Genomic DNA, 22,535 nt, shown 5'->3' on the forward strand with positions numbered 1-22,535 from the left:
GCGCGGATACCGCTCCAGGCCAGCCCCTCCGGGCGTATTCGACGTTCCGATCCAGTTGAACGGATCGTCACCGCCGTTTTACCACGATCACCGTCGTGCACCACCACGATGGCTACGGAGTCAGCGGACGACGTCGACGCGACCGACGAGGAGCACCGCGAGATCGGCCGCGGCTTGCTGACCGGCGAGATGGGACCGAGCTCGGCGGTCGCCCACCTCTATCGGGGCGAGATCCACCGAATGCGGTTCTGGCGCGAACGCCTCGACCAGACGACCTACTGGGCGATCGTCATCATGAGCGGCGTGCTCACGTGGACGTTCGCCAGTCGGGATCGGCCCCACTACCTCCTGCTGATCGGAGCGGCGGCCCTGACCACGTTCCTCGTCATCGAGGCGCGGCGCTACCGCGGCTACGACATCTGGCGCGGTCGGGTGCGCACCCTCCAGCGCAACGTCTTCGCCTACGGGCTCGATCCGTCGCTCGGGGTCGCCGACGGCGCGTGGCGACGCGAACTCGGCGAGGACTACCGCCAGCCGACCATCAAAATCACCGCCGAGGAGGCGATCGCCCACCGACTCAGACGTGTCTACCTGGCGCTGTTTACGATCACGCTCGCGGCGTGGATCGTTCGGGTCGCCGCCTTCGCCGACGGTTCCTGGCCGGCCAGCGCGGCCGTCGGCGACGTTCCGGGAACGGTCGTGACCGGCCTGGTCGCGCTCTGGTACCTCGCCGCCGTCGTGATCGGCCTCCGCCCGCGAACCTGGCAGGCCGAGGACGAACTGCACCACCGAGCGGTGGGCGAGCACCGGTGACCGGCGGCGAGACGAAACCGACGGCCGCCGGGCGGTATAACCCGCGCTATTCGGTCGGCGACGGCGGGGTCGTCGACGGTTCGGCCTCGTCGATCGTCGCACGGACGTCGACCGTCCGCCCCTCGTCGGCGGCGCGATAGGCGGCCTCCGTCAGCGCCGTGATCCGGAGCCCGACGTCGCCGGGGACGGCCGGTTCGGCCTCGCCGCGGACCGCGTCGAGGAAGTTCGAAAGTTTCCGGTCGGTCAGCGTCTCGAAGTCGGCGCCGTCCGCGATTTCACCGTCGTAGGTCGGCCCGTCGCGCTCGGTGACTCGGAGGGAGGCGCCATCGAAGGCGAGCCGACCGTCGGTGCCCCAGATCGTGTACCCCTCGGCCGGTTCGCCGTCGACGCCGTCGCCGCGAACCGACACGCTCGCGGTCACCGGGCGGCCGTCTCGCTCGAGCGCCATCGCGAGCGCGGCGTCCGTGTCGACGCCCGGTTCGTCGAAGGACAGCTGCGCCGAGACGGATCGCGGCGTCGTCCCCGTCGTCCACAGGAGCGCGTCGAGCAGGTGCGAACCGGAGTCGTAGAGCTGGCCGCCGCCCGAGAGCGCGGGGTCCGTCCGCCAGGTCCCGCGCTGGACGTCGATCCAGTCCTGCGAGAGGTGAGCGGCGGCGGCGCGGACGTCGCCGATCCGACCGGAATCGACGATCCGTTTGACCTCGACGAACGCCGGGTGGAAGTGACGCTGGTAGCCGACCGCCAGCGTCCGGTCGCGACGGTCCGCGGCGGTCACCAGCTCGACCGCGTCGGCGACGTCGGTCACCATCGGCTTCTCGACGAACACGTCGAGGCCCGCCTCGAGGCACGCCATCGCCTGCTCGTGGTGGAGCGCGTGGGGCGTCGCGATCACCGCGGCGTCGGGCTCGGTGGCCTCGAGCACGGCCCCGATGTCCGCGGACGCCGGTGCATCGTACGCCCGTTCGAATCGGTCGCGCGCGTCGGCCGAGACGTCGACGCCGGCGACGACGTCGGCGTTCAGGTCCGCGAGCGATCGGAGGAGCACCCGACCGAGGCCGCCGAGGCCGACGACAGCTACCGAAGGAGTCATACTCCATCACGGCATCACCGGCAAAAACGGGTTGGCGCCCACCTGTTCACCCATTAAGTGGGGAACCGTTCGCCGGGAAGCGTGATAGACGAACGGAGAAGGGATCCCGCCCGGCGACCACGTTCGTGGCGTTCCGATCGCTCGCGCTACAGCGCCGTCGCTCCCGCCGCGACGGGCAGGGCGATTCCGGTGACGAACTCGGCGTCGTCGCTCGAGAGCCACATGAACGCGGCGCTGACGTCCTCCGGCTGGAGGATCTCGTCGAGAAGGTTATCCGAGCCCGACTGTTCGGCGATTTCGGCGACGTCCTCGTCGATGCTCTCGACGATACCGCCGGTCATGGGCGTGTCGACCGCGGTGGGACAGACCGCGTTGACCGTGATATCGTGCGGGGCGAGTTCGACCGCGAGCGTCTTCGTCAGGCCGATCACGCCGTGCTTGGCGGCCGTGTAGTGACCGAGGCCCGGAGAGGCGACGAATCCCGCGGTGGAGGACGTGTTGACGATGCGTCCGCCGTCGCCGCGGTCGATCATGTGTTGGCCGACGTGCTTGGCGGTGAGCCACATCCCCTTCAGGTTGACGTCGAGGGCGAGATCCCAGGTTTCACTCTCCAGGGCCACGAGCTCCCCGACCGGCGCGACGCCCGCGTTGTTCGCGAGGACGTCGATCCCGCCGAACGTCGAGACTGCGGCCTCGACGGCGGCTTCGACCGCCGACTCGTCGGTCACGTCCAGCTCGAGCCCGATCGCCGTCGCCCCTCGCTCCTCGGCGAGCGCGACCGTCTCGTCCAGCTCCTCTCGGCCGGAGAGGTCGTACGTCGAGGGGTCGGCGGTTTCGCAGACGTCCGTCGCGACGACGTTCGCCCCGTTCTCGGCGTACCTGAGCGCGTGCGATCGCCCCTGGCCCCGCGCCGCGCCGGTCACCAGCGCCGTCTTCCCGTCGAAGTCGTATCGAACCATCGAACCCGATCACCCACGACCGCCACCACCAAAATGGTTGAACGTGACGCGACACCGAATCGGTCGATCACCCGCAGTAGGGACAGCGTACACCGACGGTTCCGCGTCGGGCTCGCACGCGTTATATGAGGGCCATCGTCGACAGTACGCCACCGTGCACGTCGCGATCGCAGCCCACGACCTCTATCCGGATCCGGGATCGGGCGGGTCCGGACGGTACGTCTTCGAGATCGGGCGGCGACTGGTCGATCGCGGGCACGACGTCTCCGTTCTCACGCGTCGGCGGGGCGACGTCCCGGAACGCGAGCGAGTCGCCGGAACGGCCGTCTACCGGTACGATCTCGAGATCGCGAACCGCAACGCGGCGACGATCGGACGACGACTGCCCGGTTCGCTCGCGCAGGCCGGCGCTCACGTTCGGGCGATCGAGTCGGGTCGACCGCCCGACGTTCTCAGCCTCCAGGGGCCGGTGACCGGCCCGCTACTCTCGGCGCTCGCGGACGACCGGATTCCGCGCTCCCTGACCTTCCACAGCGCCTGGCCGACCGAATACCGCATTCGAACGCGCTCGTCCGGACGGAGCGCCGTCCGACGGGGGCTCAACGCCGCCCTCAGACGAATCGTCGAGGGGCGCTCCCTCGCCGCCTGCGACGAGGTGATCGCGCTCAGCGCGTTCGTCCGCGACCGAATCGTGCGGTCGTACGACGGCGTCCCCGAGCCGGTCGTGATTCCCGGCGGCGTCGACCTCGAACGATACTCGCCGGACGCGGCGGGAACCGGTCCGACGGCCCGGGTTCCCGGCGAGGCGGGCGTCTCAGCCGACGGCGCACGGGACGGTTCACTACCGGGCGATCCGGCCTTCCTGACGGTCCGCCGGCTCGCCGAGCGGATGGGCCATCCGCTCCTCCTGGAGGCGTTCGCGTCGGTCAGCGAGCGGTACCCGGACGCCCGACTCTACCTCGCGGGCGACGGCCCGCTGCGGGACCGCCTCGAGCGCCGGAGCGTCGACCTCGATGTCGACGACGCGGTGACGTTCCTCGGCTACGTCCCCGACAGTCGCCTCCCCGCGACGTACGCCGCGGCCGACGCGTTCGTCTTACCGACCACGGAACTCGAGGGGTTCGGCCTGGCGACGCTTGAGGCCCTCGCCTCGGGAACGCCGGTCATCGCGACGCCGGTCGGAGCGACGCCGGAGGTTCTCGGCGGTCTGTCGGGGCTCGAGGACTTTTCCGGCCCGTCCATCGTTCGCTCCGTCACCGCAGACGCGATCGCGGCGGCGATGGCGGAGTGGCGGGCGCTGTCCGACGCGGACCGCGCCGCCGCCGGTCGCGCCTGTCGGCGATACGTCGAGCGATGTTACCCGTGGGAACGGACGGTGCGCGAACTCGAACGCCGGTACGAACTGCTCTCGAAGTGATCGCTGCCGCGCACTCGGTCTCACTCTCCGCGTTCGCTGGCGCCGGCTTTGCTCACCGGTTCGGTCTCTCGAACCGGTTCGCCGAGGGCCTCGGCAACCACCGCTCGAATCTCGTCCTTGAATCGTTCACGGCCGAACCGTCGCTCGATCTCCGCCCGATCGATGCGTAGCTCCCGCTGCAGTGCCCGGTTCGAGAGCACCCTGTCGATTCGCTCGACCGCGTCGGCGACCGACTCGTACTCGAGTTCGGAACGGTCGCCGACGATATCGTGTTGCCCGCCGTTGGCCGGGATGAAGGGAATCGCCCCGCCGGCGGCGAGTTCGGCCACGGCCATTCCGAAGTGCTCGTACTCCTTTCCGTGCAGCCCGTAGCGGTGCGAACAGATCAGCTCGACCAGCCGCTCGCGAGGGAGTTCGCCCTCGAGAATGACGTACTCGCGGTCGGCGGCCATCGCAGCCACCTCCCGGCGGTACTCCTCGTCCACCGTCGGCCCGACGACGTGGAAGTGAACGTCGTGGCCGCGATCGCGAACGCCGTCGACGATCTCGATCAGTTCGACGATCCGCTTGCTCCGCTCGATGCGGCCGACGGCGACGAAGCCGTCCTCGCGTTCGCCCCAGGGAACGTCGTCGAATTCCGCGGTATCGACGGGCGGATAGCACACTCGCGGCTCCGCCCCGTACGCGTCGGCGACGACCTCGGCGGTCCACGTCGAGTTCGCGAGCAGCGTACACTCGCGCAGCTCCGCCAGGTCGATCTCGCCGACGGTCGTACAGAGTCGCTCGTAGAACGAATCCGCCTCCACCGTCGGGTGGAAGATGTGCTCGCGATTGTCGAGGCTGACCGTCCAATCGAACGGAAAGTGGACGTACTGGACGGCGTCCGGGCCGAGGCCGAGTTCGTTGATCGTGCTCACGAGCAGGTCGAACTCGGCGGCGCGGTTCCTCGCGTACCGCCCGAGCAAGGCGTTCTGGAGGATGTAGTATGTGAGTCCGTATCGCTCGTGCACCCACGGTGCGATGGTGCCCGCCCGTTCGACGGTGACGTCGGTGACCGCCGTGTTGAAGTACGCGTTGAGTGCGTCGAGATCCGGCTCGGTCAGGGTCAAGAGGGTGACGTCGTGGCCGTCCTGTACCGATTCGAGGACGTTCATACAAACCGCCTCTCCACCACCCTTCGAACCGAGGTCCATGTGGACGACTCCTATCTTCGCCATTTATATCGGCCATCACAATCCCCGATGGCGGCGTCAAAAGCCCTTGTGCGCGAATTCTCCGTAAAGGGGACATTGGGAGCTCGACGGATGCGAACGGACCAGCGTTTGCACCAATTGCAGGTGAGAAGCATCTCCCTACTGGAAGGCGATCTCTCGAACCCTCGGGAGCCGTAGAGCCGGAGGCCGAATTCGGTCAGCGTGATACGCCGCCGAGTTACGCCGTCCGTACCCGCGACGGATCCTCCGGCGGCGACTTCCCATCGGCGCATCGGCCACTGGTTTCGGGCCAGCGCATTCACAGAGTCGATACGGTAAATCGCCGTCACCGACAGGGTACGGGCCGTCGAGCCAGCATCTAGCGTTGGGTACGATAGTATTGGAAAGAAACGGCCCGGACGTCACGGCGAACAGAGATAAGCGAAGCTGATCCTCACTCCTTGCCGAACATCTGGCGCATCATCGGGTGCATCTCCATCATCTGCTCTTCGGCGATCTCCTCGTAGAGCTTGTAGGTGATGGAGACCGCAAGCAGCAGGCCCGTCCCGGTGACGCCGCCGATGGTGCCGAGCATGTTCGCCCAGACCGCAAGCAGGCCGACGAGCGCGCCGCCGATGACGGTCACCTGCGGGATGTAGCGCTCCATGACCTTCTCGACGACGCCGACGTTCTGGCGGAAGCCGGGGATCTGCATCCCGGAGTTCTGGATCTGCTCGGCCGTCGAGTCCGGCCCCATGCCGGTCGTTTCCACCCAGAAGACGGCGAAGATGGCGCCGCCGAGGACCATGAACGTCAGGTCGACGCTCAGCCGGATCAGCACCTGCCAGGTCTCCTGCGTGACGCCCGGGTCCCACCACATCCAGTCTTCCGGCCGGTAGATCGGCGCCGTGTAGTAGAAGAAGCCGCTGACCGGCTGGCCGTTGCTGCCGTACTGGCCCAGCCAGGTCGGCAGCCAACCCTGACTGTTGAGGATCTGGCCCAGGAACTGGATGTTCGCCTGCAGCGCGCGAACGAGGATCATCGGCAGGACGCTCGCGTAGATGAGCTTGACCGGGAACCGACCGCGGGCGCCTTTCACCCGCGAGTGACTCAGCGGAATCTCGACGCGGACCGACTCCGCGTAGACGACGATCGCGAAGATGAGCACCGTCGTCAGTAACGCGATGATCTGTCCTTCGGTCACCAGCAACGAGTACAGTCCGTCGCTGGTGGCGAGCGAGCCGATATCGGACTGGCCGGTGACGATCTGATACCAGCTGTAGAAGAACCCGTCGGGATTCAACGCGAGGAAGCCGGCGACCAGCCGCTGGCTGACCCCCGCGATGATGAAGAGGCCGACCCCGCTGCCGACGCCCCAGTTCGAGACGACCTCGTCCATGTAGAGGATGAGGATCCCCCCGACGAAGATCTGTAAGAACATGATGACCTGGACGCCGGTCGACCCGAAGGTCATCCCGCCCAGCTGGAGCTGCGACACTGCCGGAAGGAAGCCACCTTGCCCGCCCGCGAACACCATCGGCGCCGCCGTCAGCGCCGTCATTACGATGACGAGCAGCTTCTGGAGGCCCTGGTAGAGGACCTGATCGCGCGGGTCGTCCGTGTCCAGCCCGAGCAGGTTCGCCCCGCCGAGCAGTTGCAAGACGATGCTCGCCGTGACGATCGGGCCGATCCCGACCTGCAATATCGAGCCCTGCTGGCCGGCCAGGATCGCGCGGAACTGGCCGAAGAGGTCCTCTCCGCCCTGGGCCGACCCCAGGATGGCGATGTTCGTCAGGAAGAAATACAGTACCAGGATCGCCCCCGTCCACATGAGCTTGCGCTTGAAGGGAACGTGTCCCTCCGGTCTGCGGACCGAGGGCATTCGCGTCAGCACCGGTTCGGCGACTTCCTTCCAGCCCATATATTAGTCCTCTGTCTCCTCGTCTTCGTCCGGTTCGGCAGCGAGTTCTTCGCCGCGCTCGGACAGGACGGCTGCCCCGCCGGCCGCTTCGAGCTTCTCGCTCGCGCCGTCGGAGAACGCGTCCGCGGTGACCTCGAGCGCCTCGTAGACCTGTCCCGAACCCAGGACCTTCACGACGTCGACCTCGTGGCCGTCCTCGACGACGTCTCGCGCGTCGATGGCGTAGCCGTCCTCGGTCTCCTCGGCCAGGCCGTCGTCGACGAGCAACGGGACGTCCTCGTCGAGTTCGCGAACGTCGACCTCCGCGACGGTCGGCTGTGCGTCCTGGGGCCGTTTGAAGCCGTGTTTGTGCTTCGGTTCGTAGTTGTGGAACTCGTGCTTTGATCGCCCTGCACGGCCGCGTCCGCCGCGGTTGCCGGCCCCACGCCGGTTCTTGTGCGTCCCGCCGCCGTGGGTTCGCGAGCCGCGCTGGCGTCGTTTTTTACTCGTCATGGTTAGCGCATCGATTCTAGCAGGTCGTTAATCTGCTCCGTTGTATGCTTTCCGAGTTGGCCACCCTCTCCCGTCGGCTTCTTGATACCGGCGTGCCCGCCCCGCGGCGGGTGCAGGCGAAGCGTCGGCGAGAGTCCCTCCTCGCGAAGCGTCGTTTCCTCCTGAATCAGCGCCTCGGCGAGCGCCTCGAAGTCGTCGTAGTCGGTGTGGTCGGCGAGCCAGGCCTCGTCGACGTCGGCCTGGCGCCCCGCTTCGGGCTCGCTCCGGTTCTCGAGGATCCGCGCGAGCACCTCCGCGCTCGGCTCGCCGTAGGCCACGTAGTCGTGGACCTTCGTGAGCATGCCGCGGTAGGCGTCCGTGTCCGGAACGAGCGTCGCGTGATTCACCTCGGGCACGTTGAGCATCGAGAGCGTATCGTCGACCGCGTCGGAGCGATCGACCGTGCCGCGCAACTGGACGACGGCCTTCATCGCTCGGCCACCTCGACGTCGGCGCTGGCCGGACCGGCCTGCATCCGCGACTGCGAGGCGTTCTCGAGCGCGTTGAACGTCGCCTTCGCGAGGTTGACCGTCGTCCGGGTGTTGCCGTGACTCTTCGTCCAGGCGTTCTCGATCCCGGCGAGTTCGAGCACCGCGCGAACGGTGTCGCTCGCCGCGAGCCCGAGCCCTTCCGGTGCCGGGATCAGTTCGACTTCGACCGAGCCGGCCTTCCCGTTCGTTCGGTGGGTCAGCGAGTGGGGCCGATCGGAGCGATCCTCCCACGAGCCCGAGCCGCGGGGCACTTCGATCATGTTGAGCTTCGCGATGCCGATCGCCTTCTGGATCGCGGAGCCGACCTGGTCGTCGCGGCCCTCGGCGTAGCCGACGAAGCCGTTCTGGTCGCCGACGACGACCACGCAGCGGAACTTCACGCGCCGCCCCGAGTCGGTCATCCGCTGGACCATGTTGATGTCGAGCACCTCGTCGGACAGCCCCGGGAGGAGTTGGTCGACGATTTCGGGCTCCTTCAGCGGGAGCCCGGAGTTCAGCGCCGCCGACATCGAGTCGATCTCGCCGTCCTGTACCATCCGTCCGAGTCGCGTGACGGGTTCCCACCCGTCGTCGTAGCCGTTACTCATTGCTGATCGCCTCACGTACCTCGTCGAAGTGCGCCGGCAGCGCCGTCGCGTCGAAGTCGCCGCTGTAGAGCGAGTCCTCGAGCGACTCGGCGTACTCGGCGATGTGCTCGCCGCGCGTTCGCGACCAGTCCGCGAGGACGCTGTCGTTGTGCGGGATGTCCAGGCCAGCGTCGATCGCGCCCTCCTGGACCGCGAACACCTTGTTCCCCGGCGTCGCCGTGTGCAGGCCGAGGTCGAGGACCGCCTCCTCGAGGCCGGCCTCGACGGCGCGGGTGCCGGCCAGCAGGCCGGTCAGGTAGGCCGCGGGGAGGTTGCTCGTCGGCGCCTCCCAGCCGTACTCGGCGAGGTCGCCCGAGTGTGCGCTCGCGTGTGTCTCGTCGCCCTGGGGGCCCGGAGTGATCAGCTGCGCCCTGACGTGGGCGTTCGACGTCCGCGCCACGAGGCGCGGCTTGCCCGATTTCAGCAGGCGCAACCGCTGATGGTAGTCCGTCCGGACCTCCCGGCGACGTCGCATCGGTACCTTATATCGTGGTCCTGTTGCCATTATGCGTCACCGTACTCGTTTTCGATGAAGGTCAGCATGTAGCGGACGCTGCGGAACTCGCCCCCACCGGCCTTCCGGTAGAGTTCGCGGTACTCGGTCGGCGTGAGCTCGCCCGAGTCGCGCAGTTCGCGCAGCTTCCGTCGCTGAGCCCGAATCTGATTTCGCCACTGTTCTCGCTCGTCCTGGCGGGCGCCCGCCTTGCCGCGTCGCTTGCCCTGGCCCTTCCGATGGCCGTACGCGCGCTTTTCGTTGCGCTCGCGGGCGCGACCGCGGGAGTTGCCGCGGGCGTCCTCGGCGCGGATCGTGCCCTCGTCGACGAGTTCGCGGATCTCCTCGCGCGTGATCGCCTGAGCGATCTCGCCCTGGGCGTCGGGGTCGAACCAGATGCGGTTCTTGCCGACGTCGAGGACGTCCGCCGCGAGGCGTTTCTGCGCGCTCAGGTCCGTCATTCGTCCACCTCCACTTCGACGTAGGTCGGGTTGAGAACGCGAATGCCCGCGTCCTCGGCCTGCTCCTCGATGCGCTCGCGCTTGCGAGCCCCGACGGAGCCGGCGATGCGGACGGCCTCGGTGTCGCCGTCGACGCCCTCGAGGTCGTCCGTGTTCTCGACGTAGACCTCCTCGAAGCCGCTCGGGTGCTTGCCCCGGACGGCCGTCGGCGTCCGGTAGCCCGACTCGACTTTGTCGCCTTTGCCCTTCACGCCGCGGCGCTGCTTCGAGAGCCCGCCGCGCGGTCGACGCCAGGATTCCGGCGTGCGCTTTTTCTTGTGGTAGTCCTGGCGCTTGAACTGCGGTTTGCCCTCGTGGCGACGTCGGGTCAGGAGTTCGGCCTCCTCGTCGGAGAGTTCCGGCTCCTTCTCCGTCAGCCCGCGGGGTTGGAGTTCGGTCTCGACGTCCTCGGCCTCGGCCGGTTCCTCGGCTTCGGGTTCGGCCTCGTCCTCGATCTCGGCCTCGGTCTCCGCTTCGACCTCGAGATCGCCGACGTCGGCCTTGATGCGTGCGGCCAGCGCCATGCCGATTCCCTCGACGTCGGCCAGGTCGTCCTGGGACGCCTCGCGAACGTCGTCGACGGCGCCGTAGCCGGCCTCGCGGAGCGCGTCGGCCTTGCTCTCGCCGACGCCGCTGATGTCTTCGAGGGTCTCGGGACCGGTGTCAGTCTCGGTGCCGGCCGGTTCGTCCGCGTCTTCGGATTCGGCCAGTTCGTCTGCGTTTTCGGGTTCGTCGTCTGCCATCGTCAGGCACCTCCTTTCTGCGGTTTGGCGGTGATGTAGACGCCGTCCTGGAAGACGCGGGTGTCCTTGCCGCTGACCTGCGTCAGCTGCTCGATGTCCGCGGCCGTCTGGCCGACGTGTTCCTTGTTGGGCCCGGAGAGCGTGATGGCCTCGCCATCGACGCTCACCCGAGTATCACCGTGGATCGTCGTGCGTCGCGGTGCCTTCTCGCCGAGGAAGTTCTCGATGACGACCTCGTCGCCCTCGACGGTGACCTGCATGGGGAAGTGCGAGTAGAAGACCTCCATCTCGTACTCCCAGCCCTCGGTCACGCCGTGGAAGGCGTTGCGGACGTGGCTCTCGAACGTGCCGACGGTCGCGTTCGTCTTCGCGTCGTCGGCGTCGCTCTCGATGACCACCTGGTCGCCATCCGTCTCGACGGTGACGTCGGGGTACCAGAGGCGACGGCTGACCGTCCCCTCGGGACCCTCGACCGTCACGTCGAGGTGGTCGACCTCGACGGTTACGTCGTCGGGTATGGTGAGTGTTGTTCGTGCCATTGTGCTAGTATACGTACGCGATCACCTGACCCCCGATACCGCGCTCGCGCGCCTCGTAGTGGCTCATGATGCCCTCGCTCGTCGTGACGACGAGCGCGCCGAAGTCCCGAGCGGGGAGAAAGCGCTTCTCCCACTTCTCGAACTCGTCGGCGCCGGCGCTGTAGCGTGGCTTGACGGGGCCGCACTCGTTGATCGCTCCGTTCAATTCGACCTCGAACTGACCGCCCTTGCCGTCGTCGACGTGCGCGAAGCCGTCGATGTACCCGTGGTCGTAGAAGACCTCGAGCACCTGGCCGATCACGTTCGAGGCGGGCCTGACGTCGTGACTCAGGTGACCGACGCTCTCGGCGTTGTCGATGCCCGAGAGCGCGTTACTGAGCGGATCGTTTCCTGTCATCGGTACTTCTTGAATCCCATACTGCGAGCGATATCCCGGAAGCACTGTCGGCAGAGGTTGATGTCGTACTTGCCGACGAGGCCCTGCTTACGTCCGCACCGCTGGCAGGCCTCCCGCTGGCCGGTGCGCTTTGTGGCGTGCTCGCCCGTCTGTTCGGTTTCACTCTCACTCATCGTCTACCTCCACGTCGAAGGTCGCCTCGAGGAACGAAATCGCGTCCTCGGGGGTCAGTCGGTGGTTCGACGGAATCGATCGGCTGGCCTGGTCGCGCTTGGCGACGCGGTAGCCCGGACGGACCAGGTTGACGGTCACGTCGAGGCCGTAGATTCCGATGTTCGGATCGTACTCCTGACCGGGGAAGTCCGTGTGCTCGGCGACGCCGAAGCTGAAGTTCCCCGTCTCGTCGAACTGACTCGCCGACAGGTCGGCGATCGCCAGCGCTGTCTCGAGGAAGTCGGTGGCGGCCTCGCCGCGCAGCGTGACCTTCGTCCCGATCGGTTCGCCCTGGCGGATCCCGAAGTCGGGCTCCGTCCCGGACGCGAGCGTGCGAACGCTCTCCTGACCGGTGACGTCCTCGATGATATCCTCGGCGTCCGCGAGCTCGCGACCGCCCTGCCCGACGCCCATGTGCACGACGACCTTCTCGACGCGCGGTTCGCGCATCGCGTGAAAGTCGGCCGCGGATTCGGCGTCGCTCATTCGTCCTCACCTCCGTCCGCCTCGTCGGCCGAGGCGTCCTCGGTATCGTCGTCGGAGACGTCCTCGGTCTCGGCAGTCTCGCCGGATTCGGCGTCGGCCGCTTCGGTTCCGGTATCGTCATCCTCGGAGCCGGTATCGACGGTCGCCTCGTCCGACGCGCTCGCTGCATCGTCGTCGACGAAGTTCTCGTCGATGACGACGACGTACTCCTCGACGGTCTCGAACGGGTCGTCCGCCGCGGCTTCCGCGGCCGGTTCGACGTGGACGATGTTGGAGCCGCTGCCGGCCGTGACCTCGATCTCGGCGATCCGGCCGACCTTGCCCGCGTGATTCCCGCGGACGGCCGTCACGAGCGCACCCTCCTCGTAGGGGAAGTGCGCGACGATCTCCTTGTCCTCGTTGTCGACGACGATCGAGTCGGTCGCGCCGTAGGTCGCCTCGTCGTCGACGGTGACGTTGGTACCGTCGTGCAACGAGAGCTGAGTCACTCCGCCGGTGACCTGGCGCTTGCCCTCGACCTTTCCGAGGCGGCTCTCGGCCGCCTCGGCGTCGATCGCGGTCAGCGCGAGCCGACCGCCCTCGTCGGGGAAGACGCGGTAGTACTCGTCACGATCGGGGAACGCGACGATGTCGAACATCCCGATCGGGCGTTCCTCGTCGTTGATCGCGTCGCCGTTGACGATCACCGCGTCGTTCGAGAGCGCGTAGCGCGCCTCCTTGCGGTTGTCGACGTACGCGAGGACGTCCCGCAGCAGGATGAGCAGCGGAACGCCGTCTTCGCCGTGCGGTCCGGCCCCGGCCTTCACCGTGAAGGTGTCGGTCTTTCGCTCGACCGGCCAGGAGTTCGGTACCGAGAGTCGTTTCTGGTGCTTGCTCATTCGGTATCACCTTCGAGGCGCGCCTCGCGGCGATCGTCGCTCAGGTCGAGCTCCGTGATGCGGACGTTCGACGCGTCGAGCGGTCGCGGCACCTCTTCGCCGTCGGCCGTCTCGATCGTCACGTCCTCGACGTGGATGACGCCGTCGCGAAGCGAGACGGAGAGCACCTCGCCCTCCGTTCCGGCGTGGTCGCCGCGCATCACTTCGACCGTGTCACCGGCGTTGACGCGCGTGCGGCGCGCGTCGTACTCCTCGCGGAGCTCGTCGGTGAGCGTCGCGTGCAGTTGCGTGCCGCGCTGGTGCAGCGGGGCGCGCTCGGTCTGATTTCGCTGTGTGCGTGGTTGCTTGCTCATGGTTCTATACGATCATCGTGGCGGTGCTCGCGATGGCGCCGAAGCGTTCGGCGACCTCGCGGGCGATCGGTCCCTTGATCTCCGTGCCGCGGGGTTCCTCGTTCTCGTCGATGATGACCGCCGCGTTGTCCTCGAACTTCATGCGCGTCCCGTCCGGGCGCCGAACGGTCTGGCGCTGGCGGACGATGACGGCCTCGAGCACCTGACGGCGCATCTCGGGCGTCCCCTTCGTGACGGAGACGGTCACCTTGTCGCCGAGGCCGGCTCGCGGCTGGCGGTTCTTCGTGCCGTGGTAGCCCGCCACGCTGATAACCTTCAGCTGGCGCGCGCCCGTGTTGTCGGCACAGGTGACCAGCGACCCCTTCTTGAGTCCCTGCGTGACGTCGGCCTTGATCGCCTCCATCACTGCTCACCTGCCTCGACTTCGGACGCCTCGGTGACGTCGCCGGTCGAGAGCTCTCGATCCGGTTCGGACTCGCGAGTGAGGTCCGCGACGTCGGTTTCGGACGCCTCCTGGGTTACTTCGACGACCACGTGCGATTTCGTCTTCGACAGTGGTCGGGTCTCTGCGATCTTGACCGCGTCGCCGACCGAGAGCGGCTCGAGCACGCCCGGCACGTGTGCCGGGATGCGCGAGCGACGCTTCATGTACCGATCGTACTTCGGTACGGCCACGTCGTACTCTCGCTCGACGACGACGGTCCGATCCATGTCCGTCGACACGACCTGCCCTTCGAGGACCTGGCCTCGAACGGGAAGGTCGCCGTAGAACGGACACGTCTCGTAGTCGTATTCCTCCGGGTTCTCCGGCTCCGGAGGGGTGTCTACATCTAGTCCTATTGCCATGGTGAATCTCCTGCCGTTTCGGTACGGCGGGCCGGTCGTTCCTGCAGGCGCGATCCATCGACCGTAACGTAGGCCACGCCCTCGCCGGCGGCGCGGGGGCGGTCCCCATCGGGGCCGTCGCCGCGACAGCTGGCGGCATCGCCGCCAGCTCGGTCCGAATCGGACGATCCGTCGTCCGATTCGGGTTGAGTGTCGGCCAGTTTGGACGCGGTCCCCGGGGCCTTCCGGTCCCCGGCGGCGTCATCTGTGATCGCGAATTCGAACGTCGTTCCCGCCTTCGGTACCGTGACCACCCGAGTCTCGCCGTCGCGACTGTCGGCAGGCTCGTCGCCTCCCGGTTCCGCTTCGAGCGGAACGCACTCGATCCGGAGGGTGTTAGTCGTCTCGAGGACGACTCGCCCCTCGATACCCACGCGGCCGGGGTCGTCGCTCTCGACGACCCTGACCGGCAGGCCGGTGAGTTCGTGTCGCGGCAGCGTCTCGGGTGTCAGTGGCATGGTTACTCCTCTAAATCGCCTTCCTCGCGCTGAACCGTCTTGATCCGCGCGATCGTCTTGCCGAGCTCGTTGATGCGACCCGGATTCTCCGGGGCCCCACCGGCCGCGAGGACGGACTTCTGGTTCAGCAGTTCCGTCTCGAGTTCCTCGAGTTCGGCCTCGCGCTCGGGCGGGGTCATGTCGCGGATCTCCTCGACGTGGAGGATCGCCATCAGGCGTCACCTCCCTCGTCTTCGTCGGCATCCGCAGCCGCCTCGGATTCGTCGTCCGCTCCTTCCTCGCCCTCCATCTCCGCGACGAGTTCCTCGGCTTCGGCCTCGACCTCCTCGTCGAGGTCCTCGGTGACCTCGTCGGCAGCGGCGTCGGCTTCGGCCTCGTCGGCGTCGGTCTCGTCTTCGACCGTCTCCTCGACGACCGCTTCCTCGATGGCCTCCTCGACGACCTCTTCGTCGAGTTCCTCGGCCTCTTCGTCGGTCGGCTCGGCGGCCTCGTCCGCGGCGGCATCGGCCCCGTCGGCCTCGCCCTCCTCGGGCGTGCCTTCGAGCAGTTCCTCGACGCCTTCGTTCGCCTCGACGGCGTCCGGGACGACTTCTTCGGGATCGAGGTCGTCGTGAACCTGGAAGTCGTCGGGCAGTTCGGCACCCGGCGGAATGATCTTCACGTCGACGCCGATCGTGCCGAGCTTCATGACGGCGACGCCCTGGCCGTGGTCGACGACCTCGTCGGCGGGCTCGCCGTTGTGCTTGATGTAGCCGCGGTTGAATTTCTCGACGCGCGAGCGCGCACCCGTGACCTTTCCGGAGAGGACGATCTCGGCGCCGAGCGCGCCGGCGTCCATGATGCGGTCGATCGTCGTGTGGCCCGCCTTCCGGAAGTACCAGCCGCGCTCTAAGGCGTTGGCCAGTCGATCCGCGACGATGCGGGCGTTGAGGTCGGGTTCGTCGACCTCCTGGACGTCGATCTGCGGATCCTCGAGGTTGAATCGCTCCTCGAGGGCCGTCGTCACCTTCCGGATGTTTTCGCCGCCCTTGCCGATGACCATCCCCGGCTTCTCGGCCTTGAGGACGATCTGCGTGCCCATCGGCGTCTGGGCGACGTCCATCCCGCCGTAGCCGGCGCGGCCGAGTTCCTCTGCGAAGAACTCGTCGATCTGCGAGCGACGAAGCCCGTTCTGGATGAACTCGTGTTCGTCCGCCATCAGGCATCACCCTCCGTCTCGGGCTCGGCGACGACGATCTCGACGTCGACCTGGGGCGTGTTCCAGGCCGTCGCGCGACCCATCGCCCGGGGCTTGCGCCCCATCGACTCGCCGACCTTGTGGGCGGCGACGTGGTCGATCAGCATCGACTCGCCGTCGAAGCCCTGCTGGGTGGCGTTCGCGACGACGTTCTCGAGCAGGTCGAGAAACGCCCCGCCCGCCTTCTCGGGGTACTTGCCCGCGTCCCAGCCGTCGACGTCCGAGCGGTGCCCGGCGCCGGTGTTGTGGGACTTGAACGGGACCGAGCGGTCGCCCGCGACGACGGCTTCCAGGTACTCCCGGGCGTCGCCGACGGACATGCCCTTGATCTCGCGGGCGATCTCCTTGCTGTGCTTGTGGCTCATGTGGCGCTCCCGGAGCATGGCTTTCGCCGTCGTGTCCGGATCCGCGTCGACTGAGTAGCTAATTCCCATGCGTGGATCACTTCAGTGGTACGAACTTCGAGGAGCGGGTCGCGCCGATACCGGCCTGTCCGTGTTCGACGGACGTGCGGGTGAGCTGGAACTCGCCCAGGTAGTGACCGAGCATCTCGGGCTCGACCTGCACGCGGCCGAACTCCTGGCCGTCGTAGACGGCGAAGGTCAGGCCGACGAACTCCGGTAGCACCGGCATGTTGCGCAGGTGCGTCCGGATCGGGTCGTTCGCCGTCTCCTCGTCGGTTCGGTTGCGAGCTTTCTCGAGCAGCTTCTCCTGCTCGTGGGACAGCCCGCGCTCGATGCTTCGCCGCTTGCGTGCGGGCAACAGTTCCGCGACCTCGTCGAGATCCATCTCCTGCAACTCGTCGAGCGTGTAGCCGCGGTAGGTGAATTCACCTTCGCGGCCGGTTCTGTACTCCTGACTCATTTGTTACCACCCCGGCCGGTCCGGCGCGAGGCGATGTCGCCGACCTTCCGCCCCGGCGGGGCGTCCCGCGAGACGGACTTCGGACGACCGGGATGCTGGCGACCGCCGCCACCGAACGGGTGGTCGACGGCGTTCATGGCGACGCCACGAACGCGGGGCCACTTCGTCCCCCGTGCGCGCATCTTGTGGTACTTGTTTCCGGCCTTGACGAACGGCTTCTCCGTGCGGCCGCCGCCGGCCACGACGCCGATCGTCGCGCGGCAGCTGGGGTCGAGGCGCTTCGTCTCGCCGCTCGGCAGCTGGACGACCGCCGCGTTGCGGTCGTGCGTGATCAGGTCCGCGTTGACGCCCGACGCGCGCGCGAACTTCCCGCCGTCGCCGGGCTTGGCCTCGACGTTACAGATCGGAACGCCCTCCGGAATCTCCGAGAGGGGGAGCGTGTTCCCCGGCTTGATCTCGGCGGAGATGCCGATCTGGAGCTCCTCGCCGACCGTGATGCCTTCCGGTGCGAGGACGAGGCGACGGTCGCCGTCCTCGAACTCGATGGCCGCGACCGGCGCCGAGCGGGCGGGGTCGTGCTCGATGTCGACGACCGTTCCGCTGACGACGTCCGTATCCTCGAGCGTCCGGTGCTCGAGGTTGGCCTTGTATCGGTGCGACGGCGCGCGGAACGTCGGACCGCCGCGCCCGCGTCGCTGCCCCTGAATGCGTCGTCCCATCGTCAGAACACCCCGATTCGCGAGGCGACTTCTTGCGCGTCGTCGGCCTCGTCGAGCGTGACGATTGCTTTCTTCTTGCCTTTCATCGTTACCTGCGTGTTGAGTCCCGTGACGGAGACGTCGAAGCGCGACTCGACTTCGTCGCGAATCTCCGGCTTCGTCGCGTCGGGATCGACGACGAACTGGAGCTTGTTCTCGAAGTCCATGTCGTTCATCGCCTTCTCGGTCACGAGCGGGTAGTCGATGAGTCCGCTCATCGCTCGCTCACCTCCTCGACGGCCGATTCCGTCCAGACGGTGAGTCGCCCCGGATGACCGCCCGGCGCGAGGTCCTCCACGTTGACCTCCGCCGCCGTGGCGACGTCGGCGCCCGCGATGTTGCGCGCGGCCCGCGACGGGCCGACGTCGCTCGAGGTCACGAAGAGGATCGACTTGGGCTGCTTGTACTTGCGCCCGCGGGTCGTCCCGCGACCGGCGCGCACGGAGCGGCCGTCCTCGGCGCGCTCGACGTCGGCGTCGAGCCCGGTCGCTTCCAGGAAGGAGACGACGTCCTTCGTCTTCTCGAGCGACTCGAATTCGTCGTCGACGACGACCGGGACGTCGATCCCGTCGTCGAACGCGTGACCGCGTTCGGCGACGAGCTCGGCGTCGGCCGTCGCCGCGATCGCGCTCCGCGTCGCGAGCTTTCGTTCGTTCGTGTTGATCGATTCTGTCGGGTCGGCCTCGGCTTTCGGCGGGTGGGCCTTGCGTCCGCCGACAGCCTGGGGGACGCGCCGCGCGCGGCCGCCCTGCTGGGGGACGTGGGCCATCCCCCGGCCGCTGCCGGGGCTCTCCGCCGAGGTTCGCATGCCCGCGAACTCGTCGGCGCCGTGGGCCTGGGTTCGGTTCGCCTGGGCGACGGTCACGGCGCGGCCGATCAGGTCCGGGCGATACGCCGTCTCGAAGATCGCCGGGAGTTCGACCGTGCCCGCGTCGTCGCCGTCCAGGTCGTGTACTGTTGCCTCCATAGATTATCCCTGATTCGATGCGGTGGAGACGAACCGGACCTCGGGATCGAGGCGCGGCTGGTCTCCGGGTCGGATCGCCGGGCGGAAGCGAACGAGTCGCTGCGATGGCCCGGGGAGCGAGCCCTTGATCAACGCGTGCGGGCCGTCGACTTCGCCGTAGTTGACGAAGCCGCCGTCGACCGTCGCGTCGGCGCCGTCGCCGATGGCGAGCAGGCGCTTGTTGAGTTCGGTGCGCTGGTGGTACCCGGTCTGGCCCTGCTGGGGAACCGTCGAGCGAACGCGGCTCGGGTTCCACGGGCCCAGGTTGCCGATGCGTCGGCGCCAGCCCTGGCGGGCGTGTTTGCCCTTGCGCTTCTGGACGCCCCAGCGCTTGACGGGGCCCTGGGTGCCCTTCCCTTTCGTGACGCCGCTGGAGTCGACGTACTCGCCGGCGCGGAACACGTCGTTCATCGCGTGTTCGCCGCCGTCCTCGGCGAGCAGCTCGAGTCCGTACTCGACGCGCTCGTCGACCGAACCGCCGCCGACGCGCGTCTCCATGACGTCGGGTTTGGTCTTCGGCACGGACGGGATCTCCGCCGGCGTGGTGTACGTGATCGCGCGGACGTCGTCCACCCGGCCCTCCTCGTGGGCGGCCGTGAACTCGTCCGCGGCGGCGTCACTGTCGTACTCGTCGCCGGGCAGGTCGAGCGTGCGCTCGAGTTCCGCGTCGAGCTCGTCCGCCCAGACCTCGGCGACCGGCTGTTGTCCGTATGGCGTTTCCTCGTACGCTCGCAGCGCCGCGACGCGCATCGGCGGCGTCTCCACGATGGTGACCGGGACGGTCGTCTCCATCCCTTCGGTCGGCGAGTTGGCGGCGTCGTCGACCGTCACCACGTGGGTCATGCCGGCCTTGTAGCCCGCGAAGCCCTGGAGCGTCGGCTGTCCGTCGTCATCCGGCCACGAGCGGAATCGAGGGACCTCGCTGGTCGCCCGCTTGCGTGGGCCGAATCCGAGTGAGCCTTTGCGTGGTGTGTTTGCTTGTGGCATCGTATCACGCTCTCAGTGAGAGGCAGGCGAGGGTGGCGAACAGAGCCTCCTCCGTTCGCACGACCTCGCTGCCCTGGTCCGGAACCGTGTTCAGCCAGAGGTCGAACCCCGGATCGGCGCTGGGTTCGACTCCGTCCGTCGCCTCGCCGTCCGCGGTGGACGCCGAGCCGACTCGTGACTCCTCGATTCCGAGGATGTCCGGCAGCCCTCTGTCGGGCGAGCCGAACGCGACGGTCATGCCGTCGCGCTCGACGCGTCCGGCCAGCGTCTCGAGTCGTCCGACGGTGAGCGGATCACCGTAGCGGGACGACGCGATGCGAACGCCGGCGTCCTCACGGCCGAGTGCCCCGGAGAGGTCCGTCCGCTCGATCGATAGCCCCGGAAGGGGCTCGTCTTCGAGCTTCGCCCGGACCGGTCGTCGCGAAGAGATCCTGACGGTCACGCGCTCCCCCTCCTCGACCGCCATTTTCGGCGGTGCGGTGAGGGAGATCGGGTGTTGCAGTCCGCAATTGACCCGGACGCGGCCTTCAGGTCCGACCTCGGTCACGATCCCTCGTCTTAACGACCCCGAACCGTTGGATTCGGAGCCGGTCTGCGACGACGCGCGGAGCGGCGGCAGGATGCCCGCGTACTCCAGTTCGTCCCGCTTGCCCCACGCCTCGGTTTTGAGGTAGGGGGGCGTCGCGGCGTACCGCAGCACGGTTTCGACGAACCCGCCGTCGAATCGACCGGTCTCGCCCTCCCGATCGGGGAAGACGACCAGCCGATCCGCCCGGAAGATCGTCGCCGCGCGGGCGACGTATCCGAGTTTGCGAGTTGCCTCGCGTTTGTCCTCGGCTTCGCGAGCGATCGACGACGGCACGAGTACGCTGACGGTCATACCGTAGCGCTTCGGCGCCTCGTCACTAGACTGTAGCGATTGCTTGCGGACAAGGTCTTAAAAGGGTGGCGAAACGGTTCGGGACTGAGACGGCCTGTCACCCGCGAATACGTGGTAGTCGGGGACACAGTACGTCGCGATATACTGTTCGGCCGGAGTGACGGCTCGAAAACGGGCAGAATCGGCCCGTCAACCGGTATCCTCCTCCGATGGCCGAAACCGTGTCACGGCGTGGCGAAACGGCCGCCTTTCGCAACCCTTATACCCCCATCGCGGCCTACATGGGAGTGCAACAGGGCGCTGGTAGTGTAGTGGTATCACGTGACCTTGCCATGGTCACAACCTGGGTTCAAATCCCAGCCAGCGCATTTTTCCGAACTCAACGTTCGTGAGCACTGCGTAGCAGTGCGAACACCGGAGTTCGGAAAAGTCGCCCTGATTTGAATTACGGAAGACCCAGCTCACGAGCGAAGCGAGTGAGACCGTCTTCAGGTGGTTCAAATCCCAGCCAGCGCACTTCTCCGAGCGCTATATCGCGAGCGGCGCGTAGCGTCGCGAGTATCCGTGATCCCAGTCGGCGAACTTCTTGCCGCGAGTAAATTCGCGAGCGCCAGCCATGGGATTCAGCGTTGGCCTGCGAGTACGGTGCAGTGATCGACTCCCCAGTCGTGAGAAACAGTGGATTGGTCACCGGTAGGAGGCCCCTGCCAAAAGAGCCGAACCGATCGCCGCGGCAGGGCAACCGGTCGCGATATCGGACCCAGCCACTGCAACGCCAAGCAGCAAACGCCGTGGGGCGGTGGGTTCTGTCGACCCGGTCGAAGACTCCCGGACGGTAAATCCATACCAAATCAAGATAGTCACGATTCTCAATACGTGTCACAGCCGATTACCTTTTGTACCCAGCGAGGCTACAAGCAAGCGAGCGACCGAAGGTCCCGCACCGCCAATGCAAACTGAAATTACCCGCACTACCGAAACTGACGAACTCCACTACGACGAGGCCAACGACCGGTTCGAGCTCTCCTACGATCCCGAAGGGAGCGCGACGCTCCTCACGACGATCGTCCACGGTCTGACGTCGGTCGTCGACGTCGACGTCTCCCAGGGTGAGTTCTCACTCTACGACAGCGTCGACCCCGACGCGCTGGAACGGATCTTCAGCCCGAAGGCTGACGGCGAGGCCCGCACGGGCGGCCACGTCGCCTTCACCGCCCTCGAATGTGAAGTATACGTCCACGCGAACGGCGACATCTACATCCACCCGCCGCCACAGGTCCAGCGACCGAACTGATCGTGCCTCGGCTTCGATCGGAGCCGTCCGTCCCGCTTCAGATCGCCGCGAGCGACGCCGACTTATCGGCGGCGGCCCCGAGCGGGCACAGCGACGGCGACCGACGACACCTCCGGTTTTAGGACCGGTCGGCACGAATGGCTGGGTATGACCGTAATCGGATTTCTTAGCACCGCACCGGCGACCGACGAGAGCATGGCCGAAGCCGTTGCAGGGGCAATCGAAGCGATCGACGAGACGGGCCTGGCCTACGAGACGGGACCGATGGGGACGACGATCGAAGCCGACTCGATGGGCGAATTGCTCGCGGCCGTCGAGGCGGCCCACGAGTCGATCGACGCGGATCGCGTGAGTACGTTCCTCAAGGTCGACGACAAGCGGACGAGCGACGAATCGGCGAGCGAGAAGGTGGCGGCCGTGGAGGATCACCTCGGTCGTGAGGCGCGCGGCGATCGGAACTGAAGCACTACCGAATTGCGGGGGCGGATCGGTCGCCGCCAGCGGATCCGGTTCGCCGTTGACG

32 protein-coding genes and 1 tRNA gene are annotated in these 22,535 nt (G+C 67.3%); 5 read left to right on the forward strand and 28 right to left on the reverse strand.

Features of this window, described 5'->3' with window-relative positions:
* Window positions 1–108 precede the first annotated feature (108 nt).
* Complete coding sequence (locus tag MXA07_RS13130) at window positions 109–813, forward strand: DUF2270 domain-containing protein (RefSeq protein WP_247729049.1); 705 nt, start codon at window positions 109–111, stop codon at window positions 811–813.
* Between the two features lie 46 nt (window positions 814–859).
* Here MXA07_RS13130 and MXA07_RS13135 read toward each other — a convergent pair whose 3' ends face one another.
* Together MXA07_RS13135 and MXA07_RS13140 are read right to left on the reverse strand one after the other, a co-directional pair.
* Entirely contained in the window at window positions 860–1,903 is a 1,044-nt protein-coding gene (locus MXA07_RS13135) for a Gfo/Idh/MocA family protein (RefSeq protein WP_247729050.1), read from the reverse strand.
* 146 nt (window positions 1,904–2,049) lie between these two features.
* The gene (locus MXA07_RS13140) at window positions 2,050–2,862 is read right to left on the reverse strand and encodes a mycofactocin-coupled SDR family oxidoreductase (RefSeq protein WP_247729051.1); all 813 of its coding nucleotides are present in this window, start codon (window positions 2,860–2,862) and stop codon (window positions 2,050–2,052) included.
* Window positions 2,863–3,016: 154 nt separating this feature from the next.
* On the opposite strand from MXA07_RS13140, the gene MXA07_RS13145 reads away from it, so the two are divergent.
* Window positions 3,017–4,279: a glycosyltransferase family 4 protein gene (locus MXA07_RS13145; protein ID WP_247729052.1), complete on the forward strand. Its 1,263-nt coding sequence runs from the start codon at window positions 3,017–3,019 to the stop codon at window positions 4,277–4,279.
* A gap of 20 nt (window positions 4,280–4,299) precedes the next feature.
* Here MXA07_RS13145 and MXA07_RS13150 read toward each other — a convergent pair whose 3' ends face one another.
* The 26 genes from MXA07_RS13150 to MXA07_RS13275 form a co-directional block, all read right to left on the reverse strand.
* Window positions 4,300–5,496 carry a glycosyltransferase family 4 protein gene (locus MXA07_RS13150; protein WP_247729053.1) on the reverse strand — a complete coding sequence of 399 codons (1,197 nt, stop codon included), beginning with the start codon at window positions 5,494–5,496 and terminating at the stop codon, window positions 4,300–4,302.
* Between the two features lie 430 nt (window positions 5,497–5,926).
* Window positions 5,927–7,393, reverse strand: coding sequence for a preprotein translocase subunit SecY (gene secY / locus MXA07_RS13155; RefSeq protein WP_247729054.1), 1,467 nt, complete (start codon window positions 7,391–7,393; stop codon window positions 5,927–5,929).
* A gap of 3 nt (window positions 7,394–7,396) precedes the next feature.
* On the reverse strand, window positions 7,397–7,885 hold the full coding sequence (locus MXA07_RS13160) for an uL15m family ribosomal protein (RefSeq protein WP_247729055.1): 489 nt from the start codon (window positions 7,883–7,885) through the stop codon (window positions 7,397–7,399).
* 2 nt (window positions 7,886–7,887) lie between these two features.
* Window positions 7,888–8,355, reverse strand: coding sequence for a 50S ribosomal protein L30 (locus MXA07_RS13165; RefSeq protein ID WP_247729056.1), 468 nt, complete (start codon window positions 8,353–8,355; stop codon window positions 7,888–7,890).
* On the reverse strand, window positions 8,352–9,002 hold the full coding sequence (locus MXA07_RS13170) for a 30S ribosomal protein S5 (protein WP_247729057.1): 651 nt from the start codon (window positions 9,000–9,002) through the stop codon (window positions 8,352–8,354). Before MXA07_RS13170 ends, MXA07_RS13165 begins: the two co-directional genes overlap by 4 nt.
* Complete coding sequence (locus tag MXA07_RS13175; protein WP_247729058.1) at window positions 8,995–9,546, reverse strand: 50S ribosomal protein L18; 552 nt, start codon at window positions 9,544–9,546, stop codon at window positions 8,995–8,997. The genes MXA07_RS13170 and MXA07_RS13175 overlap by 8 nt, the downstream gene beginning before the upstream one ends.
* Window positions 9,546–9,995, reverse strand: a complete 450-nt coding sequence (locus tag MXA07_RS13180; protein ID WP_247729059.1) for a 50S ribosomal protein L19e — start codon at window positions 9,993–9,995, stop codon at window positions 9,546–9,548. Before MXA07_RS13180 ends, MXA07_RS13175 begins: the two co-directional genes overlap by 1 nt.
* Window positions 9,992–10,777 carry a 50S ribosomal protein L32e gene (locus MXA07_RS13185; protein WP_247729060.1) on the reverse strand — a complete coding sequence of 262 codons (786 nt, stop codon included), beginning with the start codon at window positions 10,775–10,777 and terminating at the stop codon, window positions 9,992–9,994. The genes MXA07_RS13180 and MXA07_RS13185 overlap by 4 nt, the downstream gene beginning before the upstream one ends.
* 2 nt (window positions 10,778–10,779) lie before the next feature.
* On the reverse strand, window positions 10,780–11,316 hold the full coding sequence (locus MXA07_RS13190) for a 50S ribosomal protein L6 (protein ID WP_247729061.1): 537 nt from the start codon (window positions 11,314–11,316) through the stop codon (window positions 10,780–10,782).
* Window positions 11,317–11,320: 4 nt separating this feature from the next.
* On the reverse strand, window positions 11,321–11,713 hold the full coding sequence (locus tag MXA07_RS13195; protein WP_247729062.1) for a 30S ribosomal protein S8: 393 nt from the start codon (window positions 11,711–11,713) through the stop codon (window positions 11,321–11,323).
* The gene (locus MXA07_RS13200) at window positions 11,710–11,886 is read right to left on the reverse strand and encodes a 30S ribosomal protein S14 (RefSeq protein ID WP_247729063.1); all 177 of its coding nucleotides are present in this window, start codon (window positions 11,884–11,886) and stop codon (window positions 11,710–11,712) included. The genes MXA07_RS13195 and MXA07_RS13200 overlap by 4 nt, the downstream gene beginning before the upstream one ends.
* Window positions 11,879–12,412: a 50S ribosomal protein L5 gene (locus tag MXA07_RS13205; RefSeq protein ID WP_247729064.1), complete on the reverse strand. Its 534-nt coding sequence runs from the start codon at window positions 12,410–12,412 to the stop codon at window positions 11,879–11,881. Before MXA07_RS13205 ends, MXA07_RS13200 begins: the two co-directional genes overlap by 8 nt.
* Window positions 12,409–13,290, reverse strand: a complete 882-nt coding sequence (locus tag MXA07_RS13210; RefSeq protein ID WP_425492160.1) for a 30S ribosomal protein S4e — start codon at window positions 13,288–13,290, stop codon at window positions 12,409–12,411. Before MXA07_RS13210 ends, MXA07_RS13205 begins: the two co-directional genes overlap by 4 nt.
* Window positions 13,287–13,643, reverse strand: coding sequence for a 50S ribosomal protein L24 (gene rplX, locus MXA07_RS13215; RefSeq protein ID WP_247729065.1), 357 nt, complete (start codon window positions 13,641–13,643; stop codon window positions 13,287–13,289). Before rplX ends, MXA07_RS13210 begins: the two co-directional genes overlap by 4 nt.
* Window positions 13,644–13,647: 4 nt before the next feature.
* Window positions 13,648–14,046, reverse strand: a complete 399-nt coding sequence (locus MXA07_RS13220; RefSeq protein WP_247729066.1) for a 50S ribosomal protein L14 — start codon at window positions 14,044–14,046, stop codon at window positions 13,648–13,650.
* The gene (locus MXA07_RS13225; protein WP_247729067.1) at window positions 14,046–14,489 is read right to left on the reverse strand and encodes a 30S ribosomal protein S17; all 444 of its coding nucleotides are present in this window, start codon (window positions 14,487–14,489) and stop codon (window positions 14,046–14,048) included. The genes MXA07_RS13220 and MXA07_RS13225 overlap by 1 nt, the downstream gene beginning before the upstream one ends.
* Window positions 14,480–14,986 (reverse strand): ribonuclease P protein component 1, encoded by a 507-nt coding sequence (locus tag MXA07_RS13230; protein ID WP_247729068.1) that lies wholly within the window; start codon window positions 14,984–14,986, stop codon window positions 14,480–14,482. The genes MXA07_RS13225 and MXA07_RS13230 overlap by 10 nt, the downstream gene beginning before the upstream one ends.
* Before the next feature lie 2 nt (window positions 14,987–14,988).
* A complete protein-coding gene (rpmC, locus tag MXA07_RS13235) occupies window positions 14,989–15,198 on the reverse strand; it encodes a 50S ribosomal protein L29 (RefSeq protein ID WP_247729069.1) in 210 nt (69 codons plus the stop codon).
* Entirely contained in the window at window positions 15,198–16,184 is a 987-nt protein-coding gene (locus tag MXA07_RS13240; protein ID WP_247729070.1) for a 30S ribosomal protein S3, read from the reverse strand. Before MXA07_RS13240 ends, rpmC begins: the two co-directional genes overlap by 1 nt.
* Window positions 16,184–16,657, reverse strand: coding sequence for a 50S ribosomal protein L22 (locus MXA07_RS13245; RefSeq protein WP_247729071.1), 474 nt, complete (start codon window positions 16,655–16,657; stop codon window positions 16,184–16,186). The genes MXA07_RS13240 and MXA07_RS13245 overlap by 1 nt, the downstream gene beginning before the upstream one ends.
* A gap of 7 nt (window positions 16,658–16,664) precedes the next feature.
* Entirely contained in the window at window positions 16,665–17,087 is a 423-nt protein-coding gene (locus MXA07_RS13250; RefSeq protein WP_247729072.1) for a 30S ribosomal protein S19, read from the reverse strand.
* On the reverse strand, window positions 17,084–17,806 hold the full coding sequence (locus MXA07_RS13255) for a 50S ribosomal protein L2 (RefSeq protein ID WP_247729073.1): 723 nt from the start codon (window positions 17,804–17,806) through the stop codon (window positions 17,084–17,086). Before MXA07_RS13255 ends, MXA07_RS13250 begins: the two co-directional genes overlap by 4 nt.
* 2 nt (window positions 17,807–17,808) lie before the next feature.
* Window positions 17,809–18,063, reverse strand: a complete 255-nt coding sequence (locus MXA07_RS13260) for a 50S ribosomal protein L23 (RefSeq protein ID WP_247729074.1) — start codon at window positions 18,061–18,063, stop codon at window positions 17,809–17,811.
* A complete protein-coding gene (gene rpl4p, locus MXA07_RS13265; protein ID WP_247729075.1) occupies window positions 18,060–18,812 on the reverse strand; it encodes a 50S ribosomal protein L4 in 753 nt (250 codons plus the stop codon). The genes MXA07_RS13260 and rpl4p overlap by 4 nt, the downstream gene beginning before the upstream one ends.
* 3 nt (window positions 18,813–18,815) lie before the next feature.
* A complete protein-coding gene (locus MXA07_RS13270) occupies window positions 18,816–19,838 on the reverse strand; it encodes a 50S ribosomal protein L3 (RefSeq protein WP_247729076.1) in 1,023 nt (340 codons plus the stop codon).
* 4 nt (window positions 19,839–19,842) lie between these two features.
* Entirely contained in the window at window positions 19,843–20,718 is an 876-nt protein-coding gene (locus MXA07_RS13275) for a putative RNA uridine N3 methyltransferase (protein WP_247729077.1), read from the reverse strand.
* 297 nt (window positions 20,719–21,015) lie between these two features.
* Between MXA07_RS13275 and MXA07_RS13280 the strand changes: the two genes are divergently transcribed.
* The 3 genes from MXA07_RS13280 to MXA07_RS13290 all read left to right on the forward strand — a co-directional run bounded on the left by MXA07_RS13280 (window position 21,016) and on the right by MXA07_RS13290 (window position 22,474).
* Window positions 21,016–21,086: transfer RNA gene (locus MXA07_RS13280), tRNA-Gly, on the forward strand.
* A 581-nt stretch (window positions 21,087–21,667) separates the two neighbouring features.
* The gene (locus MXA07_RS13285; RefSeq protein WP_247729078.1) at window positions 21,668–22,012 is read left to right on the forward strand and encodes a HalOD1 output domain-containing protein; all 345 of its coding nucleotides are present in this window, start codon (window positions 21,668–21,670) and stop codon (window positions 22,010–22,012) included.
* A 147-nt stretch (window positions 22,013–22,159) separates the two neighbouring features.
* Window positions 22,160–22,474 carry an MTH1187 family thiamine-binding protein gene (locus MXA07_RS13290; protein WP_247729079.1) on the forward strand — a complete coding sequence of 105 codons (315 nt, stop codon included), beginning with the start codon at window positions 22,160–22,162 and terminating at the stop codon, window positions 22,472–22,474.
* Window positions 22,475–22,535: the final 61 nt, after the last annotated feature.

This window comes from Halovivax limisalsi (assembly GCF_023093535.1).
In the GTDB taxonomy this organism is placed as follows: Archaea; Halobacteriota; Halobacteria; order Halobacteriales; family Natrialbaceae; genus Halovivax; species Halovivax limisalsi.

Excerpts from the sequence above, each read along its gene's own strand:
- MXA07_RS13210 (WP_425492160.1), bottom strand. The coding sequence starts at position 13,290 with ATGAGCAAGCACCAGAAACGACTCTCGGTACCGAACTCCTGGCCGGTC.
- MXA07_RS13285 (WP_247729078.1), top strand. The coding sequence starts at position 21,668 with ATGCAAACTGAAATTACCCGCACTACCGAAACTGACGAACTCCACTAC.
- rpl4p (WP_247729075.1), bottom strand. The coding sequence starts at position 18,812 with ATGGAGGCAACAGTACACGACCTGGACGGCGACGACGCGGGCACGGTC.
- MXA07_RS13135 (WP_247729050.1), bottom strand. The coding sequence starts at position 1,903 with ATGACTCCTTCGGTAGCTGTCGTCGGCCTCGGCGGCCTCGGTCGGGTG.
- MXA07_RS13140 (WP_247729051.1), bottom strand. The coding sequence starts at position 2,862 with ATGGTTCGATACGACTTCGACGGGAAGACGGCGCTGGTGACCGGCGCG.
- MXA07_RS13130 (WP_247729049.1), top strand. The coding sequence starts at position 109 with ATGGCTACGGAGTCAGCGGACGACGTCGACGCGACCGACGAGGAGCAC.
- MXA07_RS13275 (WP_247729077.1), bottom strand. The coding sequence starts at position 20,718 with ATGACCGTCAGCGTACTCGTGCCGTCGTCGATCGCTCGCGAAGCCGAG.
- MXA07_RS13170 (WP_247729057.1), bottom strand. The coding sequence starts at position 9,002 with ATGAGTAACGGCTACGACGACGGGTGGGAACCCGTCACGCGACTCGGA.
- MXA07_RS13200 (WP_247729063.1), bottom strand. The coding sequence starts at position 11,886 with ATGAGTGAGAGTGAAACCGAACAGACGGGCGAGCACGCCACAAAGCGC.
- secY (WP_247729054.1), bottom strand. The coding sequence starts at position 7,393 with ATGGGCTGGAAGGAAGTCGCCGAACCGGTGCTGACGCGAATGCCCTCG.
- MXA07_RS13220 (WP_247729066.1), bottom strand. The coding sequence starts at position 14,046 with ATGGAGGCGATCAAGGCCGACGTCACGCAGGGACTCAAGAAGGGGTCG.
- MXA07_RS13185 (WP_247729060.1), bottom strand. The coding sequence starts at position 10,777 with ATGGCAGACGACGAACCCGAAAACGCAGACGAACTGGCCGAATCCGAA.
- MXA07_RS13270 (WP_247729076.1), bottom strand. The coding sequence starts at position 19,838 with ATGCCACAAGCAAACACACCACGCAAAGGCTCACTCGGATTCGGCCCA.
- MXA07_RS13165 (WP_247729056.1), bottom strand. The coding sequence starts at position 8,355 with ATGAAGGCCGTCGTCCAGTTGCGCGGCACGGTCGATCGCTCCGACGCG.
- MXA07_RS13175 (WP_247729058.1), bottom strand. The coding sequence starts at position 9,546 with ATGGCAACAGGACCACGATATAAGGTACCGATGCGACGTCGCCGGGAG.
- MXA07_RS13225 (WP_247729067.1), bottom strand. The coding sequence starts at position 14,489 with ATGGCAATAGGACTAGATGTAGACACCCCTCCGGAGCCGGAGAACCCG.
- MXA07_RS13290 (WP_247729079.1), top strand. The coding sequence starts at position 22,160 with ATGACCGTAATCGGATTTCTTAGCACCGCACCGGCGACCGACGAGAGC.
- MXA07_RS13255 (WP_247729073.1), bottom strand. The coding sequence starts at position 17,806 with ATGGGACGACGCATTCAGGGGCAGCGACGCGGGCGCGGCGGTCCGACG.
- rplX (WP_247729065.1), bottom strand. The coding sequence starts at position 13,643 with ATGAGCAAGCAACCACGCACACAGCGAAATCAGACCGAGCGCGCCCCG.
- MXA07_RS13190 (WP_247729061.1), bottom strand. The coding sequence starts at position 11,316 with ATGGCACGAACAACACTCACCATACCCGACGACGTAACCGTCGAGGTC.
- MXA07_RS13160 (WP_247729055.1), bottom strand. The coding sequence starts at position 7,885 with ATGACGAGTAAAAAACGACGCCAGCGCGGCTCGCGAACCCACGGCGGC.
- MXA07_RS13150 (WP_247729053.1), bottom strand. The coding sequence starts at position 5,496 with ATGGCGAAGATAGGAGTCGTCCACATGGACCTCGGTTCGAAGGGTGGT.
- MXA07_RS13230 (WP_247729068.1), bottom strand. The coding sequence starts at position 14,986 with ATGCCACTGACACCCGAGACGCTGCCGCGACACGAACTCACCGGCCTG.
- rpmC (WP_247729069.1), bottom strand. The coding sequence starts at position 15,198 with ATGGCGATCCTCCACGTCGAGGAGATCCGCGACATGACCCCGCCCGAG.
- MXA07_RS13245 (WP_247729071.1), bottom strand. The coding sequence starts at position 16,657 with ATGGGAATTAGCTACTCAGTCGACGCGGATCCGGACACGACGGCGAAA.
- MXA07_RS13240 (WP_247729070.1), bottom strand. The coding sequence starts at position 16,184 with ATGGCGGACGAACACGAGTTCATCCAGAACGGGCTTCGTCGCTCGCAG.
- MXA07_RS13180 (WP_247729059.1), bottom strand. The coding sequence starts at position 9,995 with ATGACGGACCTGAGCGCGCAGAAACGCCTCGCGGCGGACGTCCTCGAC.
- MXA07_RS13260 (WP_247729074.1), bottom strand. The coding sequence starts at position 18,063 with ATGAGCGGACTCATCGACTACCCGCTCGTGACCGAGAAGGCGATGAAC.
- MXA07_RS13205 (WP_247729064.1), bottom strand. The coding sequence starts at position 12,412 with ATGAGCGACGCCGAATCCGCGGCCGACTTTCACGCGATGCGCGAACCG.
- MXA07_RS13250 (WP_247729072.1), bottom strand. The coding sequence starts at position 17,087 with ATGAGTCAGGAGTACAGAACCGGCCGCGAAGGTGAATTCACCTACCGC.
- MXA07_RS13195 (WP_247729062.1), bottom strand. The coding sequence starts at position 11,713 with ATGACAGGAAACGATCCGCTCAGTAACGCGCTCTCGGGCATCGACAAC.